Here is a 14,683-nt window from a genome sequence, read left to right as displayed (position 1 = left end):
ATGTTACGGAGCGCGACTCTGCCGAATGACGCCCATCGTCTTCTGCTGCAAGGTGCTCAGTGCGAGCTGCAGCTCGATATCGTCCTTGATGTTGCCGTAGCTCTCGGTGGCATCCACGCCGTCCTTCGCCTTGGGCAACTCCTTCTCATTGACGATCACGTCGGGCTTGATGCCCTTCTCGTGAATCGACGCACCGGAAGGCGTGAAGTACTTCGAAGTCGTGAGCTTGATGGCATGGCCATCGGACAGCGGCAGAACGGTCTGCACCGAGCCCTTGCCGTACGTCTGCCGGCCAACCAGCGTCGCGCGCTGATGATCCTGCAAAGCGCCCGCGACGATTTCAGATGCGGAGGCCGATCCGCCATTCACGAGCAGAACCATCGGCGCGCCATCGAGGGCGTCACCGGGGTGCGCATCCATTTCGAAGCGGGCGTCAGCGGCGCGGCCATTGGCCGTCACGATGACACCGCTTTCGAGGAACACATCCGACACGCCAACCGCCGCTTCGAGCAGGCCGCCGGGATTGTTACGCAGGTCGAGCACCAGACCGCTCAGCGCAGCGCCGTTCTTTTTCTTCAGCGATGCGAGCGAGCGCTCCAGATCCGACGTGGTCGTCTCACTGAAGTGCGAGATGCGCACGTAGCCGACGCCACCGTCGAGCAACTTGTTACGCACGCTGTGAACCTGCACAGCGGCACGTGACAACGTGAATTCCAAAGGATCTTTGACGTCGGCGCGCGCGATGCTGATCTTTACCGCAGTGCCGGCTTTGCCACGCATCCGGTCGATAGTGTCGTTGAGGTTCTCGACATTCACCGGCACGCCATCGACCGCGAGGATGGTGTCGCCCGCGAGCACGCCCGCCTTCTCTGCCGGCGTGCCTTCGATCGGATTGATCACTTTCACCACGCCGTTCTCCAGCGCGACTTCGATGCCGACACCGGAATATTCACCCGTGGTGCTGATGCGGATCTCGTCGAACTGCTGCGGATCGAGGAACGCCGAGTGCGCGTCGAGGTCGGCGATCATGCCGCGGATGGCCGCCTCGATCAGCTCCTGGTCGGAGATCTTTTCGACATATTCCTTGCGGACGTGCTCGAGCACTTCGGCGAGTAGTCGCGCGTCCTGCCATGGCACGGTCTTGTCATTGTCACTTTGGTCGCTCAACACGCTGACCGGCCGGTCGATCTCCCGCTGCGCCTGGACCGTGCGCCCCACCGACAGGCCAAAGCCCATGATGACGCCGACGCCCAGCACCAGCGCGAAACGGAACGGCATGACTACGCGTGACATGAGGGGTTGAGAATTCAAGTTCGGCGGCCTTTAAACATAGTACACGTCCAGCTCACGGCGACAATGCGGCCACGGGCGCCGCGAATCCTGGATACCGGTCAAGGAATGGCCAAAAAACCTGTGACTGAGAGATCGCGATGTCCAAACCGTGACCCCCGTCAAAGCGCGGTGACGCTAGGCTGTCAGGCCGATGCTGGCAGCGACAATCAGCCCACAGCTGATTCGGCTGAGCAGCCGCTTCGGACGCACCAGAATCGGCTGACGCACGATCCCGGAAGCCCGCGCCGTCGCGCAATAAAAGAGATACATGCCGCGCGCCGTGTCAGCTGCGCGAGAATGCATATCGATGCTGGCCGTTGTCGGCTGCGCCTGCGTTGCGCGGCGCTCAATGTTCTTTGCCAGATGTAACAAGCTACGTGGTCGACGCAATCAGCGTTTCACCAGCCAATCGGCCGGGTCGAGCGCGGAGCGACCTTTGCGGATCTCGAAATACAAACCTGGCTTGCCCATGCCTGCAGCATCGCCTACAGCGGCAAGTACATCGCCAGGCTGAACACGATCGCCGACACGGCGATACACCTGCTCGTTGTGACCATACAAACTCATGAAGCCACCGCCGTGATCGAGCACGACCAGCAAGCCCAATCCCGGTAGCCAGTCGGCGTACACCACGCGGCCATGAAACGGCGCGCGCACCTGGGTGCCCCGCTCGGCACCGATCACCAAGCCCTGCCATTTCAATGGACCGCCGGCGCGCAATTGTCCGAAGCGCGCCAGCAGCGAGCCTTTCACCGGCCATGGCAACTTGCCCTTCACGCGCTGGAACGGCTGGTCCGCCAGCTCGGGAAATTCTTCGATGGCTCGCCGCAGCTCTTCGACCAGCTTTTCCAACGCCTGCGCTTCCCGCTGCAGCTTGGCGAGCTCGTCATTGCGATTCTTTATTTTCGATTGCACCTGCGCGAGCGTGCGGGCGCGCTGATCGCGGGCGCCGGCCAGCTCTTTCACGTCCTTGGCTTGATCCTGCTCGAGCTGGCGCAGTTGCTCCGTTTCGGTGGCAATGCCCTCCGCCAGCAGCTCCAGGTGGGCCAGATGCTCACTGATCGCGGTGATGCGCTCGGCGCGCGCCCGGCCGAAGTATCCGTAATACGCCATCATGCGGCCCAGCTGCGCCGGGTCCTGCTGGTTGAGCAGCAGCTTCAGCTGCTCCTGGCGGCCGTTCATATAAGCGACGCGCACTTCGGCGGCGAGCGCCTCCCGCTGTTCGTCGATGCGCTTGTTGGTGGTCTGCTGCTCGGCTTTGAGATCGGCCAGGCGATTTTCGGCAGCAATGCGGCGGGCACGAACATCCGACAGGCGCTCGCGCGCCGACTGGATCTTCAGTTCGGCCTCCTTGACCTGCCCTGCCAGCGCATCACGGCGCTCGGCCTCGGCCTGGATGCTCCGACGGATGGAGTCGATTCGATTACGGACCTGCTTGAGCTCGGCTTCCTTGGCCGCAGGGGTGGGCGCGCCGGCAGCCCAGGCTTGAAAAGCCCCGGCCCCCAACCCACCTGTGCACACGATGGCCGCCAGCACGGCCGTGACCAGACGCAATTTTGACATTACTACGCTTAATTCCGGACCGAAGCCTTTGGAAACTGGCGCAGCGGCCCGGCTGTTATACTTCGCGCCCTTTTGTCAGCCCCACGGGTTGAATCCCGACTTGCTGCAATGAATCGATTCGTTGAATACATCACCGCCCATCCGTACCTGGTCGCCGCTGCGGCGATTCTCGCCGTTCTTGCGATCGTGATCGAGCTGCGTCATCGCTCTCGAGGTGCCAGCAGCATCGGCACGGCGGATGCGGTCCGGCTCGCCAACACCGGCGCGCTGGTAGTCGACGTTCGAGACAGCCAGGACTACGAGGCTGGACACATCATCGAGGCGCGCCACATCCCTGCGGCTGAAGTTGCCAGCCGCGCGGAATCCTTGAAGAAATTCAAGGAGAAGCCGGTCATCGTCTATTGCGATGCCGGGTTTACCTCGGCCGGGGCCGCGCGTCAGCTGCGCGCTTCGGGTTTCAACAAAGTGGTGACCTTGAGCGGTGGTCTGAACAGCTGGCGGCAGGAGAACCTGCCGTTGGTCAAGGGTGCCGCCAAGAAGGATGGTAAGCACTGATGAGCGAGATCGTGATGTATTCGACCGCGTGGTGCGGCTACTGCCAGCGCGCGCGCAATCTGTTCGAGCGCAAAGGCGCCGCCTTTCGCGAGATCAAGGTCGACGAAGTGCCGGGCGAGCGTGAAGTGATGCTGCAAAAGAGCAACGGGCGTCGGACCGTGCCGCAGATCTTCATCGGCGAACGCCATGTCGGCGGCTACGACGACCTCGCGGCTCTCGATCGAGCCGGCGAATTGGATAAACTGCTGGCTCAATTGCCCCAATTGCCCAAGTAAAGGTCCTGCCGGCTGGCAGGCCCCGGCGGCCGACCGGCGCGGGTCCGGTCACATTCGTGTATTCCGCGCACATTATTATTCGACGAATACGACAGAGGACTCGACATGGTTGACGAAGTACCCGCCTCCAACGGCCAGAACGCCGACCCCAATGCGCCGCAGTTCGCGCCGCAGGCGGTGTATCTGAAAGACGTGTCTTTCGAAGCGCCGACCGGCCCGCGCGTCAATCCGAACACCAACCCGACGATCAACCTGAACCTCAACACCGCGGTGAACGACATCGGCGGTGACATGAAGGAAGTGGTGTTGACCGTGCGCGTGGAAGCGCAGGCGGACGACAAGACGTTGTGGCTGGTCGAGTTGCAGCAGGCAGGCGCGTTCGGCATCCGCAATGTGCCGCAGGCCGATATGCAGCGTCTGCTCGGCATCTTCTGCCCGAACTACCTGCTGCCCTATGCGCGCCAGGTGATCTCCGATCTGCTCATGAAGGGCGGTTTCCCGCCGTTTCTGCTGCCGCCGGTGAACTTCGACGCGCTGTTCGCGCAGGCCGCGGCTCGCGCTCAAGGGCAGCAGCCGGACGCCCCGAGCGCCACGGTCAACTGATCGCGCCATGTCTGTCGCGCCAGAGGCTGCCACTGCGGCACCCGACGGCTCAACATGCGTGGTGCTGGGCGCCGGCTCCTGGGGCACGGCGCTTGCAATCCAGTTAGCTCGGGTCGCGCTGCCCACTTTGCTGTGGGGACGCGACCCGACGCATCTCGCCGAGCTGCAACGCGATCGGCGTAACACCCGCTATTTGCCAGACGCTCCGTTTCCGGAGCAGCTGCGCATTGAGCCTGATCTAAGGACGGCCCTGCAGGCGAGCCGCGATGTCATCGTGGCTGTGCCAAGTCATGCCCTGCGCGGGATGCTGCAGGAGATCGCGCCTCATTTGTTGCCTGACGCACGAGTGGCTTGGGCGACCAAGGGGTTCGAGGTTGCCACGGGTTTGCTGCCGCATCAGGTGGCGCGTGAGGTGTTGGGCGAGCGTGTTCCCACCGCCGTTATCTCCGGACCGACGTTTGCCAAGGAGGTTGGCGCCGGCTTGCCGACTGCGATGACGATCGCCGCGTCGGATCCGAGCTATGCCGCTGAGTTGGCGCAGCGCTTCTCCGGTCAGAATTTCCGTGCTTATACGTCGACGGACATCACCGGTGTCGAGGTCGGCGGTGCGATCAAGAATGTGATGGCAATAGGCGCAGGCATTTCCGATGGCCTCGGTTTTGGCGCCAACACGCGCATTGCGCTGATCGCTCGCGGGTTGGTGGAAATGACGCGCTTGGGTGTGGCGCTCGGCGCCAAGAAAGAAACCTTCATGGGACTGGCCGGACTGGGCGATCTGGTGCTCACGTGCACGGACAATCAGTCGCGCAATCGACGGTTTGGTTTGGCACTGGCGTCAGGCGAGAACGTCGACGCCGCACAGAAGACGATTGGTCAGGTTGTCGAAGGTGTTCTTGCCGCCGATGCCGTTCGAACTGTCGCGCAGCGCGCCGCTGTGGAGATGCCGATCTGCGAGCAGGTCTATCGCGTCGTCTACGAAGGCGTAGCCCCGCAAGATGCCGTAAAGGAATTGATGAGTCGGGCACTCAAGCCGGAGTGAGGTTAAGCGATGGAATCGATTCGACCGTTTCTGATGTTCCAGGGCGAAGCCGAAGCGGCGATGAATTTTTACGCTTCGTTGTTTCCCGATACCCGGATCACCGACATCCAGCGCTACGGACCCGGCGCGCCCGGCCAGGAAGGTTCGGTGATCCGTGCCACGCTCTCGATCGCCGGTCAGAGCGTGATGTGCATCGACAGTCCCGTGAAGCATGCTTTCACCTTCACGCCGGCGTTTTCGTTTTTTATCGAGTGCAGCTCGGAACAAGAGCTTGGCCGGCTGTTGGCGGCATTGTCGGAGCAGGGAGCGACGCTGATGCCGCGCGGTAACTACGGTTTCAGCCGGCAATTTGCCTGGGTGAATGATCGTTTCGGCGTGTCGTGGCAGCTGAATCTGGCCTGAGGCTCAGGGCCCGGCAGTAAATCCGAGCTGCCGCCAGGCTTCGTAAACGATGACCGCGGCCGCATTGGAAAGATTCAAGCTGCGATTGCCGGCGCGCATGGGAATGGTCAGGCGCTGCTCGATGGGGCAGGTTTCCAACAGATCCTGCGGCAGCCCGCGCGTTTCCGGGCCGAAGACGAAGGCATCGCCGGGCACGAAATGCGGTTGATCGTAGCGGGTCTGGCCGCGCGTCGAGATCGCAAACCAGCGTTTCACCGCGATCGCGTTGAAGCACTCCTCCAGAGAATCCCACGCTCGAACATTGGCGAGATCGGCGTAGTCCATGCCCGCACGGCGCACGGCTTTCTCGCTGATGTCGAAGCCCAGCGGCCGGATCAGATGCAGGGAGGAGCCGGAGTTGGCGCACAGGCGAATAATGTTGCCCGTGTTCGGAGGGATCTCCGGCTGAAAAAGAATGACGTGAAACACTGCGGGCCTTCTGCCACCGTTTTGGCGGCGGCAGAGTAGCAGGCCCGCTGTTATTCGTCGTCCATCGCCAGCTCTTTCAGCTTGCGCGTCAGCGTATTTCGCCCCCAGCCGAGCAGCTTCGCCGCTTCCTGACGACCGCCTTCCGCCTTACGCAAAGCGGCGCGGATCAGCGTGCGCTCGAACTCGGGCATGGCGTCGTCGAGCAGCGGAGTCTCGCCGGCGGCGAGCCGCTTCTCGGCCCAGTTGGTGAGCTGGCGCGTCCACTCGTCCTGCAACTTCGCGGGCCCCGGGATACCCCCCAGATCGCTGGGAATATCTTCGGCTTTGATCTCGCGACCCGGTGCGGTCACCGTCAGGCGACGGCACGCGTTCACCACCTGTCGAACATTGCCCGGCCAATCGAAGTTGGACAACGCTGCCGCCGCTTCCGGCGTCAGCACTTTCGGCTCAACGCCCAACTCGACCGCGGCCTCGCTCAGATAGTGCATCAGCAGCTCGGGAATATCCTCGCGACGCTGACGCAGGGGCGGCACTTCGATACGAATTACATTCAACCGGTGCAGCAGATCTTCACGAAACAGATTCTGTTTCACACGTCCTTCCAGATCCTGGTGGGTCGCCGCGATCACTCGCACATCGACTCGCACCGGCACCTGACCGCCGACACGATAGAACTCGCCTTCCGCCAACACGCGCAACAGTCGCGTCTGCAACTGCGGGGACATGTCACCAATTTCGTCGAGGAACAATGTGCCGCCATCGGCCTGCTCGAAACGCCCGCGACGCTGCGCGTCGGCGCCTGTAAACGAGCCCTTCTCGTGACCGAACAATTCGGACTCGAGCAGATCGGCCGTAAACGCCGAGGTATTCAAGGCGATGAAAGCTTTGTTCGCCCGCGGGCTGTGACGATGCAGAGCACGCGCGACGAGTTCCTTACCGGTACCGGATTCGCCCGTGATCAACACTGTCATGCTCGAACGCGACAACCGACCGATCGCGCGAAACACTTCCTGCATGGCCGGCGCCTGGCCGAGCATTTCCGGAATGCGGCGCGCTTCCGTCGACGCTTCCTCGACGCGGGTCTTTTGCTGAGCGGCGCGGCGCACCAGATCGACCGCCTGATCGATATCGAACGGCTTGGGCAGATATTCGAAGGCGCCGCCCTGATAAGCAGCGACCGCGCTGTCCAGATCGGAATGCGCCGTCATGACGATGACTGGCAGCTCGGGCTGACTGTCACGAATTTCGGTCAGCAGCTCCAGGCCGCTGCGACCGGGCATGCGAATGTCAGTAATCAAAACATCGGGACGATCCCTGCGTAGCGCTGCGAGCGCCGTGTCAGCATGATCGAAGGCCGTGGGTGCCATACCGCCCTGGCGCAACGCGCGCTCCAATACCCAGCGGATGGAGGCGTCGTCGTCGACGAGCCAGACGTTAAGGGGCTTCAACGGTGTGGTCTGTAACATGGAATGGCAACAAGATAGTAAAGATGGTTAGACCGGGCCTGCTCTCGAATTCGATCAGGCCGTCATGACGACTCACCAGGTCTTGCGCCACTGCCAGACCAAGTCCAGTACCGTCGGCTCGCCCCGTGACGAGCGGATAAAACAAAGTGTCGCGCAGATGCTCCGGCACACCTGGACCGTTGTCCTCGAACTGCACGCTGGCAACGAGTCGATGACGACGTGCGCCGATATTCACATTGGTGAGCGCACGGGTACGCAACACCAAACGGCCACCGCGAGCGTCGTTCTGGGCCACGTTGTGCGCGAGCGCCTGCATGGCGTTCTTGCCCAGATTCAACATCGCTTGAATGATCAGATTGCGATCCAGGTACAAGGGCGGCAGGCTCGGATCGTAGTCGCGATCGATCACGACGCCGGCGGGCGCGTCGGCCGCGAGCAAATGCCCCACGTGCGCCAGCAGCTCGTGAACGTTGATCGATTCCTTGCGAGGTAGATGTCCGGGACCGAGCAAGGTGTCGACCAGTGTCACCAGTCGATCGGCTTCGCTGATGATGACCGTCGTGTACTCGCGCATCGATGCGTCGTCGAGCTGACGCGCCAGCAGCTGCGCGGCTCCTCGCAAGCCACCGAGTGGATTTTTGATTTCATGCGCGAGCTGACGAATCATCAAGCGACTGCCGCCGATCTGGGTCAGCAACGCGGTTTCACGCGTGATGCGCTGATGCTGAGTTGCATCGCTGATCTCGATGAGCACCGCGCCGGGCGCTCCGCTCTCTTCATAAGGAGCGACGGTGCAATCGACGATGAGCTCGCCGTCGCCGTAGATCGGGCGCAGCTCCAGCTCACGTCGTGAAAATGGACGCGAAGTGGTTGCCGCTCGATCGATAACTGAATCGAGCACCGCGGAATCTTCTAACAATTCAGCCAACGGCCGGCCGCGCACTTGATTGCGGCTGACGCCGAACAGCGCCTCGGCTGCCACATTCAGATAAAGCAGCGAACGGCTGCGATCGACGATCAGCACGCTGGTGCTGAGGCTGTCGAGAATTCGCCCGGAGTCGGCCATGACGCTAGCCATGAGTTGTGAGGGCTGCGCAGCCATTCGTGTCGTTCACCCTAACCACGAGTGAAGGCACGACGCGGCCGCTCGCTCGAGCGACCCGCGGGTAGAAACAGATGTTAGATGCCGGCCTTCGGGCCGACGGCCGCAGCGGGCTTGGTAGGCTTGGTGTTCACCGGCATATTGGTGCGCGGATCGAACTGCGCCGTGCCGCCATTCAGCGTTGCGTAGCTCGGCTGCTTGGCCGTCATCTTGTTGCCGGCCGTACGCTTGGGCGGGTTGTTGTTGCGCAGCGCCGGTCCCACCGGCGGCTTTGAGAAGATCGTTTCCTGCCGCACATGGAAAGTCACAGGCGGAGTTTCTTGAATCACCCTGCCGTTCTCGCTGACGACCGCCTTCACGGTGTGCGTGCCGCGCGGCATGTTCGAGAACTCGTAGCTCATGTCGTTCGGACCGAATTCCGACACAGGCGCGCCGTCCAGATACAGCGCCACAGTATGACCCGGCCCGACTGCGGGCGTGGCCGACAGCTGCACAGTGACTTTGCCGCCGGTGTTGATGATGGCCTGATCCTGCTGCGGACTGGCGATCACGAAGCGCGTGTAAGCCGGACCGGGCTTGGCCTTCGGCTCCTGCGGCGCTGACGGCGTGTAAGAAGGCGGCGGGCTGTCGGCACGATTGGTGCCGCTGCTCAGCTCCACTTTTTCCGCCCCGCTCCTGGGCTGATCCGAAAAATGCGTGACGCCTTTTTCGTCCACCCACTTGTAAACGGTCTGGCCGGCGAAGGCCGGTGCCGCCAGTGCGAGGAGAACATAAAGCGCCGTACGCATATGTAATGAGCATAGCCGCTCCACCTCGACCTGACAAAAGCGGTGACGGCGCATTTGTGATGCCCGTCACCATTAGCAAAAATTGGTCAACGGCACGGCCCACCGGTGCTGGTCCGGAGCTGAACGCCGGGTGGTGACACCCGGCGCCCAACATGAACCGCCGCTGACTGCTGTAGTTAGACGCTGTAATACAGCTCGAACTCCAGCGGGTGCGTCGACATACGCACCTTGGTCACTTCCTGCATCTTCAGCGCGATGTACGCATCGATCACGTCGTCGGTGAACACACCACCGGCCTTGAGGAAGGCGCGATCCGCATCCAGCGCCTGCAGCGCCTGTTCCAGCGAGTAGCAGACTTCCGGAATGTTCTTCGCCTCTTCCGGCGGCAGGTCGTACAGATCCTTGTCCGCAGCTTCGCCCGGGTGGATCTTGTTCTGAATGCCGTCGAGGCCGGCCATCATCATGGCCGCGAACGCGAGGTACGGATTCGCGGTGGAATCCGGGAAGCGCACTTCGATACGACGACCCTTCGGGTTCGCAACCCAGGGAATACGGATGGAAGCAGAACGGTTGCGCGCGGAGTACGCCAGCATCACCGGCGCTTCGAAGTGCGGCACCAGGCGCTTGTAGCTGTTGGTGCTGGGGTTCGTGAACGCGTTGATGGCCTTGGCGTGCTTGATGATGCCGCCGATGTAATACAGAGCCATATCCGACAGGCCGGCGTACTTGTCGCCCGCGAACAGCGGCTTGCCGTCCTTCGAGATCGACTGGTGCACGTGCATGCCGCTGCCGTTGTCGCCGACGATCGGCTTCGGCATGAAAGTGACGGTCTTGCCATAGGCGTGCGCGACGTTGTGGATCGCGTACTTCAGCAACTGCACCTCGTCAGCCTTCTTCACCAGCGTGTTGGCGTTCACGCCGATTTCGCACTGGCCGGCAGTCGCCACTTCGTGGTGGTGCACTTCGACCTTCATGCCCAGCTCTTCGATCGCCAGACACATGGCCGAACGGATGTCCTGGAAGGAGTCGACCGGCGGGACCGGGAAGTAGCCGCCCTTGACGCCCGGACGGTGCGCCATGTTGCCGCCTTCGAAGGCCTTGCCCGACGACCAGGCCGCTTCGATGGAATTGATCTCGAAGAACGACCCCTGCATGTTGGTGCCGTACTTCACGTCATCGAAAATGAAGAATTCGTTTTCCGGGCCGAACAGCGCCTTGTCACCGACGCCGGTGGACTTCAGGTACGCCTCGGCGCGTTTGGCGATCGAGCGCGGATCGCGCTCGTAACCCTGCATGGTCGAGGGCTCGAGCACGTCGCAGCGGATGATCAGGGTGGTCTCTTCGAAGAAGGGATCCAGGATCGCGGTGGTGGGATCCGGCATGAGGACCATGTCGGACTCGTTGATGCCCTTCCAGCCGGCAATCGACGAGCCGTCGAACATCTTGCCGTCGTCGAAGAAGCTCTGGTCCACGGTGTGCGCGGGAACAGTGACGTGCTGCTCCTTGCCGCGGGTATCCGTGAAGCGCAAGTCAACGAACTTGACCTCCTTTTCTTTCAACATGCTGAGGACTTCAGCGGGGGTCGTCATGAGTTCTCCTCCGGTAGACAGCGAGATTGAGATGTCCCGGGCCGCTCGCCGCTACGACGCCAGGAGGTTGTTCAGTGCTATGGGCCATGGCTGGAGTTTTCTTCGAGCTTGGGCCCATCGAATCGCAGGTCAAAATTGCAGGAACCATGCCAGCGCACCGTCATGGCGCAAATGCCTGGAATTGATGGAGCGCCGCATAAAACGCCGCGAAGCCACGCCCCAAATTGGAGCATATCGACCGGATCGCGCACCATAGGCGTGCACCCACAGGCCTGTCTCAGCCCCAATCTGTAGCAGATCAGCGTTTCACGGGTGTTGCGGACTGTGCCCGTGAGACCTGGTACTCATCGAGCGCGGTTTTGGAACATAACCCGCACGGTATACTCGCGCGCTTTTCCCCACGAACTGGACCCCAGATGGCCGCAGCGAAAGCCGTCGTCCCGCCACGGACATTTCAGGACCTGATTTTTGCCCTCCAGTCGTACTGGTCGAAGCAGGGTTGCGTGATCCTGCAGCCCTACGACATGGAGATGGGCGCAGGTACGTTTCACACCGGCACCCTGCTGCGGGCCGTCGGCCCCGAGCCGTGGAGCGCCGCCTATGTGCAGCCCTCGCGCCGGCCAACGGACGGTCGCTATGGCGACAATCCGTTTCGCCTGCAGCACTACTATCAGTTCCAGGTGGTGCTGAAGCCCTCGCCGCCGAACATCGTCGATCTGTATCTCGGATCGCTGGCGTCGCTCGGCTTCGATCCCCTGACCCACGATATCCGCCTGGTCGAGGACAACTGGGAATCGCCCACCCTGGGCGCCTGGGGCCTGGGCTGGGAGATCTGGCTCAACGGCATGGAAGTCACCCAGTTCACGTACTTCCAGCAAGTCGGCGGCCTGGACTGCAAGCCGGTGATGGGCGAAATCACCTACGGTCTGGAACGCCTGGCGATGTATCTGCAAGGCGTGCAGAGCGTCTACGACCTGCTGTGGGCCGACGGTCCGCTGGGCCGCGTGACCTACGGCGACGTTTATCACCAGAACGAAGTGGAGCAATCCAAGTACAACTTCGAGCTGGCGGATACCGCGCTGCTGTTCCGTCACTTCGACGATCATGAAGCGGCGTGCAAAAAGCTGCTCGAGAGCGGGCTCGCGCTGCCGGCGTATGAGCAGATGCTCAAGACGTCGCACACTTTCAATCTGCTCGATGCGCGCAAGGCCATTTCGGTCACCGAGCGCCAGCGCTTCATTCTGCGCGTGCGCGCGCTCGCGAAAGAAGTCGCCGAAACCTATTACAAGACCCGCGAGGCATTGGGCTTCCCGATGCTGAATCGCGCGCCTGCGGAAGTTTGAGCCCATGAGCAAACGTGACTTTCTGGTCGAAATCGGCACCGAGGAATTGCCGCCGAAATCGTTGTTCACGCTGGCCGAGGCATTTGCCGCCGGTGTGACCAAGGGCCTCGACGACGCCTCTATCAAACACGGCGATGTGAAGTGGTACGCCACGCCGCGGCGCCTGGCGGTGTTCGTTGCGGGCGTTGCGGATCAACAGCCGGATCAGCAAATCAAACGTCAGGGTCCGGCGGTTGCGAATGCGTTCGGTCCCGATGGTCAGCCGACCAAAGCGGCGCTCGGCTTCGCGGCGTCGTGCGGTGTGACTCTCGATCAGCTGCTGCAGGTCGACGGTCCGAAAGGCAAGGTGCTGCAATTCGAAGGTTCGAAGCCGGGCGCGGCTACGCCTTCACTGTTGCCCGGCATCGTCACCACGTCGCTGGACGATCTGCCGATCGCGCGGCGCATGCGCTGGGGCGCGGGCTCGCAGGAGTTCGTTCGTCCCGTGCACTGGGTCGTGATGTTGTTCGGCTCGAGCGTGGTCGAAGCCGAGATTCTCGGCATTCGCGCCGGCAAACAATCGCAGGGCCATCGGTTCCACGGACCGAAGCAGTTGGCGATCAGCAATCCGGCGAAATACGCCGAAGTGCTGCTCCAGAAAGCGCACGTCGTGGCCGACGTCGCCACCCGCCGTGAGCGCATTCGCGCCGAGGTGAATGTAATCGCCGATGCGATCGGCGGGCACGCGGTGATCGAGGATTGGCTGCTCGATGAAGTCACGGCGCTGGTCGAATGGCCGGTCGCGCTATCGGGCCGCTTCGATGAACAGTTCCTGCGCCTGCCGCAGGAAGTGCCGATCGCAACCATGCAGGACAATCAACGTTACTTTCCGGTGCGCACGGCCGATGGGCAGCTGATGAACTACTTCATCACGGTTGCAAACATCGCCAGCCGTGACCCCGATCGGGTGCGCGATGGCAATGAGCGCGTGGTGCGCCCGCGCCTGGCCGACGCGGCTTTCTTCTGGGACACCGATCGGAAGGAGCGTCTCGAGACGCGCTTCGCCGCGCTGAAGTCAGTTACCTTCCAGGCGAAGCTCGGCTCTCTCGCCGACAAGAGCACGCGCGTCGTTACGCTCGCGCAGCGGATTGCCGAAAGCATTGGCGGCAGCGCCGAGCTCGCGGGACGCGCCGCGAAGCTGAGCAAGTGTGACTTGCTCTCTGCCATGGTCGGTGAGTTCCCCGAACTGCAAGGATTGATGGGAAAGTACTACGCGCAGCTCGACGGCGAGAACGATGAAGTCGCCTCGGCCCTCGAGGAACAGTATTGGCCGCGCTTCGCCGGCGACAAATTGCCCGCCACGAAGACCGGCATCTCACTGTCGATCGCAGACAAGCTCGATACCATCGCGGGCATTTTCAGCATTGGCCAGAAACCGTCCGGCACCAAGGATCCTTACGGACTGCGTCGAGCGGCGCTGGGCATCCTGCGCACCATCAACGAGCACAAGCTCGATTTGGATCTGCGCCAGCTGGTGACCGGAGCGGTCTCGTTGCAACCGGTCGCGGCGCCCGAAAGCGTCGGCGAAGAGATTTGGGGATATTTGATGGAACGTTTGCGCTCCTCATACCTGGAGGACGCGAGCGGCCGCACGATCACCACGGAAATGTTCGACGCCGTGCTGGCGAGCAAGCCGCAATCGACGCTCGATATCGACGTACGCCTGCAGGCGCTGGAAGGATTTCTAGCATTGCCTGAAGCCGCGAGCCTGGCTGCTGCGAACAAGCGCATCGCGAACATTTTGCGCAAAGCGACCGGCGATCTTTCCGGGGTGGTGGAAATCGGGCAATTCCGCGAGCCGGCGGAACGCCAGCTGTTCGATCACGTTGTTTCCATGGAGCGAGCGGTCAATCCCCTATTCTCGCGCCGCGAGTACACCGGTGCACTGACTCAGCTTGCGACCTTGAAGGACGACGTGGATCGCTTTTTCGATTCGGTCATGGTCATGGCGGACGATCCGGACGTGCGCGCGAATCGATTAGGCTTGCTGGTGCGCCTGCGCGGGCTGTTCCTGCAGGTAGCGGACTTGTCGAAACTGCCTGGGTGAGCCCGGATGTCTTTTCGAGGCGACTTAACGTCGCCTCGAACCGGGCGAACGACAGTACACGGACGTACTGGC

The 14,683-nt window shown here is 62.1% G+C and carries 14 protein-coding genes; 7 read left to right on the top strand and 7 right to left on the bottom strand.

Going from position 1 to position 14,683, the window contains the following annotated elements; all coding sequences use genetic code 11:
- Positions 1 to 3: 3 nt before the first annotated feature.
- Positions 4 to 1,293 (bottom strand): S41 family peptidase, encoded by a 1,290-nt coding sequence (locus D0550_RS21460; RefSeq protein WP_116811237.1) that lies wholly within the window; start codon positions 1,291 to 1,293, stop codon positions 4 to 6.
- A 429-nt stretch (positions 1,294 to 1,722) separates the two neighbouring features.
- On the bottom strand, positions 1,723 to 2,895 hold the full coding sequence (locus tag D0550_RS21450) for a murein hydrolase activator EnvC family protein (RefSeq protein ID WP_116811235.1): 1,173 nt from the start codon (positions 2,893 to 2,895) through the stop codon (positions 1,723 to 1,725).
- Positions 2,896 to 3,003: 108 nt separating this feature from the next.
- Between D0550_RS21450 and D0550_RS21445 the strand changes: the two genes are divergently transcribed.
- The 5 genes from D0550_RS21445 (at position 3,004) to D0550_RS21425 (ending at position 5,769) form a co-directional block, all read left to right on the top strand.
- Positions 3,004 to 3,450 (top strand): rhodanese-like domain-containing protein, encoded by a 447-nt coding sequence (locus D0550_RS21445; RefSeq protein ID WP_116811234.1) that lies wholly within the window; start codon positions 3,004 to 3,006, stop codon positions 3,448 to 3,450.
- The gene (gene grxC, locus D0550_RS21440; RefSeq protein WP_116811233.1) at positions 3,450 to 3,725 is read left to right on the top strand and encodes a glutaredoxin 3; all 276 of its coding nucleotides are present in this window, start codon (positions 3,450 to 3,452) and stop codon (positions 3,723 to 3,725) included. The genes D0550_RS21445 and grxC overlap by 1 nt, the downstream gene beginning before the upstream one ends.
- A 105-nt stretch (positions 3,726 to 3,830) precedes the next feature.
- A complete protein-coding gene (secB, locus tag D0550_RS21435; RefSeq protein WP_116811232.1) occupies positions 3,831 to 4,328 on the top strand; it encodes a protein-export chaperone SecB in 498 nt (165 codons plus the stop codon).
- A 7-nt stretch (positions 4,329 to 4,335) separates the two neighbouring features.
- Positions 4,336 to 5,367 (top strand): NAD(P)H-dependent glycerol-3-phosphate dehydrogenase, encoded by a 1,032-nt coding sequence (gene gpsA / locus D0550_RS21430; RefSeq protein WP_116811231.1) that lies wholly within the window; start codon positions 4,336 to 4,338, stop codon positions 5,365 to 5,367.
- Between the two features lie 9 nt (positions 5,368 to 5,376).
- Positions 5,377 to 5,769, top strand: a complete 393-nt coding sequence (locus D0550_RS21425; RefSeq protein WP_116811230.1) for a VOC family protein — start codon at positions 5,377 to 5,379, stop codon at positions 5,767 to 5,769.
- Between the two features lie 3 nt (positions 5,770 to 5,772).
- On the opposite strand, the gene D0550_RS21420 is transcribed toward D0550_RS21425, so the two are convergent.
- The 5 genes from D0550_RS21420 to glnA all read right to left on the bottom strand — a co-directional run bounded on the left by D0550_RS21420 (position 5,773) and on the right by glnA (position 11,182).
- A complete protein-coding gene (locus D0550_RS21420; protein WP_116811229.1) occupies positions 5,773 to 6,237 on the bottom strand; it encodes a tRNA (cytidine(34)-2'-O)-methyltransferase in 465 nt (154 codons plus the stop codon).
- Positions 6,238 to 6,287: 50 nt separating this feature from the next.
- Entirely contained in the window at positions 6,288 to 7,703 is a 1,416-nt protein-coding gene (ntrC, locus tag D0550_RS21415) for a nitrogen regulation protein NR(I) (RefSeq protein WP_116811228.1), read from the bottom strand.
- Positions 7,672 to 8,769, bottom strand: coding sequence for a nitrogen regulation protein NR(II) (glnL, locus tag D0550_RS21410; protein WP_206606453.1), 1,098 nt, complete (start codon positions 8,767 to 8,769; stop codon positions 7,672 to 7,674). Before glnL ends, ntrC begins: the two co-directional genes overlap by 32 nt.
- A gap of 113 nt (positions 8,770 to 8,882) precedes the next feature.
- The gene (locus tag D0550_RS21405; RefSeq protein ID WP_161965970.1) at positions 8,883 to 9,593 is read right to left on the bottom strand and encodes a DUF4124 domain-containing protein; all 711 of its coding nucleotides are present in this window, start codon (positions 9,591 to 9,593) and stop codon (positions 8,883 to 8,885) included.
- Positions 9,594 to 9,769: 176 nt separating this feature from the next.
- A complete protein-coding gene (gene glnA, locus D0550_RS21400) occupies positions 9,770 to 11,182 on the bottom strand; it encodes a glutamate--ammonia ligase (protein ID WP_116811226.1) in 1,413 nt (470 codons plus the stop codon).
- 416 nt (positions 11,183 to 11,598) lie between these two features.
- Here glnA and glyQ point away from each other — a divergent pair, with 416 nt between their 5' ends.
- On the top strand, positions 11,599 to 12,525 hold the full coding sequence (gene glyQ, locus D0550_RS21395; protein WP_116811225.1) for a glycine--tRNA ligase subunit alpha: 927 nt from the start codon (positions 11,599 to 11,601) through the stop codon (positions 12,523 to 12,525).
- Between the two features lie 4 nt (positions 12,526 to 12,529).
- Positions 12,530 to 14,611: a glycine--tRNA ligase subunit beta gene (gene glyS / locus D0550_RS21390; RefSeq protein ID WP_116811224.1), complete on the top strand. Its 2,082-nt coding sequence runs from the start codon at positions 12,530 to 12,532 to the stop codon at positions 14,609 to 14,611.
- The last annotated feature ends 72 nt before the right edge of the window (positions 14,612 to 14,683 follow it).

It is taken from the genome of Steroidobacter cummioxidans (assembly GCF_003104955.1).
Note: the sequence above shows the minus strand (reverse complement) of the source record. Positions and strands in the feature narration are given on the sequence as shown.